Here is a 4,249-nt window from a genome sequence, read left to right as displayed (position 1 = left end):
GATGAAGATCGGCTGGCCGCGCCAGAACACCTTGACGACCTGGCCTTCCGCAATCGGCGCCAGATCGACTTCGAGCGGGAAGCCGGCCGCAACCGTGCCGGCATCGGGATTGAGCTGAGACACGAACGGCCACACCACGGCGGCGGTGCCGACCGCGGCCAGTGCCCCGGTCGCCAAATACAACACGTCGCGGCGGGTCGGCTGTTCAGACGTAATGGCGGTCATCTTCGTCTCCTGAAGGTTATCCGTTGGCCGGATTGCCGTGCCGGCCCGCGGTCGAATGCGTCGTCCAATGATGCGGATCGCGCCGCACCTACGTTTTGCGAAGCTCGCCGGCGGCGCGGGCGAGGATCGCAACAAGCTCTGCTTCGTTGTCCGGGTCTTTGACGATCTGGCGGATCGCGACTTCCCTGAGGTTGTCGAGCGCCGCCCGCAGCAGCGGCGGCAGGTCGTTGCCCTCGGTGCCGCTGTCGCCGTTCTGTTGCCGCATCATCTCGCCGAACGCGGCGAGGCGGTCGAACACCGCATCGGCCAACGCGCGATTGGCGGCCAGGTGCTCGCGGCCCTCGTCCGTGACGAAATACAGCTTCTTGGCGCCTTCCGGCTGGGCGATGACATGGCCGGTTTCTTCAAGGAAGGTGAGCGTCGGATACACCACGCCCGGACTCGGGGCGTAGAAGCCGGCAGTCTTCTCCTCGATCATCTTGATGATGTCGTAGCCGTGGCGCGGCTGTTCGGCGATCAGCGCCAGCGCGATCAGCTTGAGGTCGCCCTGCGCCAGCATCCGGCCGGCGCGCATCATCTCGCCGCCGCCCATTCCGCGGCCGCCCATGCCCCGGCGGCCCCACCGGCACCCGGGCATCCCAAACCCGCATCGTCGCGGGCTGTTGTCGACGCCGTCCATGACGACCTCCTGAAAGATATATCTTACCTAGGGACGCCTCCGCGGGAAGTAAAGATATATCTTTTGAGAGCGCAGCGACATTTCGGCCCGGTGCGACAGAAAGGTGTCTTGTTACTTATCCCGTTCCACGGCCTGTGGTTTTCCGATACAGATCGTTTGATCCAGATCAAACTTAGAACGGGACCAAAATATATCGTCCGAACATATTCAAATGTTTCCCCGACATTTGAACCCCGCCATTGCGCACCCTGCGCTCGGCTCGGGCGCGAGGCTGACGGCCCCGGCAGAACAACAGGAGAAGATCATGATCAAGGTTGCCATGTTGCTTTGGATTATCGGCGGCGCGACGCTGGCGGGCATGATGATTATCGCGGTGCTGGCGGTGCCGAGCCTGTCCGAGCAGGCGATGCATTGGATTCCGATCGCGGTCGGCTGCGGCTTCGTGATCGCGATGCCGATCTCGTTCCTGGTCGCGCGCAAGATCGCGCGGCCCTCGATGCGCTAAGCGACTCCCCCTCGAGACGCTCGCGCGAGCGTCTCGATCCTGCGTGATTGATCCCGCATGATTTCGCCCGGAGACGGCCGTCCCCTCTCCGGGGCGAAGCTCCAGCGAAAGCCCTCCCTATGACAGAAACCAATATCGAGGGGCCGCTCTACGCGCCCCGCAAGAAAGTCTATCCGCAGGCGGTGCATGGCCGCTTCCGCAGGATCAAATGGGCGCTGCTGGCGATCACGCTGTCGATCTACTACTTCACGGCGTTCTTGCGCTGGAACCGCGGCCCCGGCCTGCCCGATCAGGCGGTGCTGATCGATCTGCCGGCGCGGCGGTTCTATTTCTTCTTCATCGAGCTGTGGCCGCAGGAGGTGTATTACTTCACCGGCCTGTTGATCATCGCCGCGCTGGCACTGTTCCTGATGAACGCGCTCGCCGGCCGACTGTGGTGCGGCTATCTGTGCCCGCAGACGGTGTGGACCGACCTGTTCTACGCGGTCGAACGGCTGATCGAGGGCGACCGCCGCGATCGCATCACCAAGGACAAGCACGGGCTGACCGTGCGCCGCGTCGGCGAACTCGCGCTCAAGCACTTCATCTGGCTGATGATCGCGTGGTGGACCGGCGGCGCCTGGGTGCTGTACTTCGCCGATGCCCCGACGCTGGTGAAGGAGCTGGTCACCTTCCAGGCGCCGATGGTCGCCTATGTCTGGATCGGCATCCTGACCTTCACCACCTACACCCTCGCCGGCTTCATGCGCGAGCAGGTGTGCATCTATATGTGCCCCTGGCCGCGCATCCAGGCGGCGCTGACCGACGAATGGGCGCTCAACGTCACCTATAAATACGACCGCGGCGAACCGCGGATGTCGGTGAAGAAGGCCGAAGTGGTGCGCGCCCATGGCGAGACCGCGGGCGACTGCATCGACTGCCACCAGTGCGTGAACGTCTGCCCGACCGGCGTCGACATCCGCCAGGGCCTGCAGCTCGGCTGCGTGCAGTGCGGCCTGTGCATCGATGCCTGCAACACGGTGATGAAGCAGGTCGGCCGTCCGCCGGATCTGATCGCCTACGACACCGACATCAACATCCAGCGCCGGCTCGCCGGCAAGCCTTCGGTGTATCGGCCGATCCGCGCCCGCACGCTGCTGTATTCCGGGCTGATCGTGCTGGTCGCGGCGGTGATGGTGTATGCGCTGGCGACGCGCGGCTCGCTCGACATCAACGTGCTGCACGAGCGCAATCCGCTGTTCGTGACGCTGTCCAACGGCGGCGTGCGCAACGACTACACCGTGCGGCTGCTCAATAAGCGCCCGACCGCCCGCGTGATGCAGGTGTCGGTGAGCGGCGTGCCGGGCGCCCGGCTGCAGGCGGTCGGCGTCGATCCGGACGCCAAGGACCGGCTCGACGTCGAAGTCGGCCAGGATCAGACCCGCGAACTGCGGCTGTCGGTGATGGTTCCGAGCGAGCAGGTGCCGAGCAAGTCGATGAACATCACGTTCGAGATCAAGGACCCGCAGACCGGCGAGATGGCGACCGCGGTCGACCACTTCGTGCCGCCGACCTCGAACTAACTGAACCGGCCCGGGGCGGCGCAGACTGCGCCTCCCCGCCTCGCCCTACACCACGTCGTCGACCGGCTGCAGGTCGATCCCGAAGGTTTCGAGAAATTTCGACGTCATGATGTAAAATCCGATCGCCAGTTGCAGTTCGACCAGCGCAGCCGGCGTCAACCGTCCGGCGATGTCGTCGAACACCGCGTCGGTCGGACGATCGAGCTTCACCACCTCGTCGGTAAAGGCGAGCGCGGCGCGCTGAGCGGCATCGAAGCAGTCGGCACTGCGCCAATCATCGAGCGCAGCGTTCTGCGCGGCGCTGACGCCGACACCGGCGCCGATCTTTTTGTGGGCGGCGACCTCGTAGGGCGCGTTGCACAGGATGCCGGTACGGGTGATCGCGAGCTCGCGCAGCACCGGGTCGAGTTCGCCCTTGAACCGGATCGCGCCGCCGAGCCGGCAGTATTGCTCGAAATGGCTCGGCGCATGCGCCAGCATCCGGAAGATGTTGGCGTTGCGGTTCTTGGTCAGAACCTCGCGGGTGCGCGGGCTCGCTGTGGCCTCGTCGCAATAGTCGATCCGCGCCATCGGTCTCTCTCCCTTGTTGTTGTTCGTGTGCGTCGCGATCAGCCGCGGATCAGGTCCGATAGCCCCTGATAAACCAGTGCCACCGACACCACGAACAGCAGCGCGTAGGCGATCCGGTAGAACAGCCCGGTCGGCGTCCGCTTCACCAGCCAGATCCCCGCCATGTTAGCAGCCGCGGCAAGCGGCAACAGCGCCAGCGACGTGCCGAGATTGGCCGGGGTGAATTGCCCGAGCAGAAAATACGGACCGATCTTCAGCGCATTGATGATGGCAAAGAAGATCGTGGTGGTGCCGACCAGCACCAGCTTCGGCAGCAGCTGCGGCAGCATATAGACCTGATATGGCGGGCCGCCGCCTTGCGTCATGAACGACGTGAAGCCCGACACCGCGCCCCAGAATACGCCGGCCGCATCCGACAGCTTCACGGCCGAGGCATGCGGCCGCAGCCAGACGTTGAGCACAAACGCCAGCCCCACGCCGCCGACGATCAACCGCACCGCATCGTCCGACACGATCGAGGCCGTCCACCACGCGATCGCCATTCCGGCCAGCGCCCCAGGCAACATCACCTTCAGGCTGCGCGCATCCCAATGATGCCGATACACGTATAGCGAGATCAGATCCTGGGTGATCAGCACCGGCAACAGCAGGCCGGCAGCTTCGAGCGGCGGCAGATACAGCGCCAGCAGCGGCGTCGCCGCAATGCCG

6 protein-coding genes are annotated in these 4,249 nt (G+C 64.8%); 2 read left to right on the top strand and 4 right to left on the bottom strand.

Going from position 1 to position 4,249, the window contains the following annotated elements:
* The coding region (locus tag DYI24_RS22215) for a ubiquinol-cytochrome c reductase iron-sulfur subunit N-terminal domain-containing protein (RefSeq protein ID WP_164573874.1) at positions 1–225 on the bottom strand (225 nt) is incomplete at its 3' end.
* Between the two features lie 88 nt (positions 226–313).
* On the bottom strand, positions 314–904 hold the full coding sequence (locus DYI24_RS22210) for a PadR family transcriptional regulator (protein ID WP_164573873.1): 591 nt from the start codon (positions 902–904) through the stop codon (positions 314–316).
* A 304-nt stretch (positions 905–1,208) separates the two neighbouring features.
* On the opposite strand from DYI24_RS22210, the gene DYI24_RS22205 reads away from it, so the two are divergent.
* Both DYI24_RS22205 and ccoG read left to right on the top strand, forming a co-directional pair.
* Positions 1,209–1,409 carry a hypothetical protein gene (locus DYI24_RS22205; RefSeq protein WP_107343192.1) on the top strand — a complete coding sequence of 67 codons (201 nt, stop codon included), beginning with the start codon at positions 1,209–1,211 and terminating at the stop codon, positions 1,407–1,409.
* Positions 1,410–1,528: 119 nt separating this feature from the next.
* On the top strand, positions 1,529–2,971 hold the full coding sequence (gene ccoG, locus DYI24_RS22200) for a cytochrome c oxidase accessory protein CcoG (RefSeq protein ID WP_164573872.1): 1,443 nt from the start codon (positions 1,529–1,531) through the stop codon (positions 2,969–2,971).
* A 45-nt stretch (positions 2,972–3,016) separates the two neighbouring features.
* Here the strand turns inward: ccoG and DYI24_RS22195 are convergent, their stop codons facing one another.
* Together DYI24_RS22195 and DYI24_RS22190 are read right to left on the bottom strand one after the other, a co-directional pair.
* Positions 3,017–3,541: a carboxymuconolactone decarboxylase family protein gene (locus tag DYI24_RS22195; protein WP_164573871.1), complete on the bottom strand. Its 525-nt coding sequence runs from the start codon at positions 3,539–3,541 to the stop codon at positions 3,017–3,019.
* A gap of 38 nt (positions 3,542–3,579) precedes the next feature.
* The coding region (locus DYI24_RS22190; protein ID WP_164573870.1) for a sulfite exporter TauE/SafE family protein at positions 3,580–4,249 on the bottom strand (670 nt) is incomplete at its 5' end.

It is taken from the genome of Rhodopseudomonas sp. BR0C11 (assembly GCF_010820945.1).
GTDB classification, from domain to species: Bacteria; Pseudomonadota; Alphaproteobacteria; order Rhizobiales; family Xanthobacteraceae; genus Rhodopseudomonas; species Rhodopseudomonas palustris_H.
Note: the sequence above shows the minus strand (reverse complement) of the source record. Positions and strands in the feature narration are given on the sequence as shown.

Coding starts and splice junctions, on each gene's coding strand:
- DYI24_RS22205 (WP_107343192.1), top strand. CDS start 1,209: ATGATCAAGGTTGCCATGTTGCTTTGGATTATCGGCGGCGCGACGCTG.
- ccoG (WP_164573872.1), top strand. CDS start 1,529: ATGACAGAAACCAATATCGAGGGGCCGCTCTACGCGCCCCGCAAGAAA.
- DYI24_RS22195 (WP_164573871.1), bottom strand. CDS start 3,541: ATGGCGCGGATCGACTATTGCGACGAGGCCACAGCGAGCCCGCGCACC.
- DYI24_RS22210 (WP_164573873.1), bottom strand. CDS start 904: ATGGACGGCGTCGACAACAGCCCGCGACGATGCGGGTTTGGGATGCCC.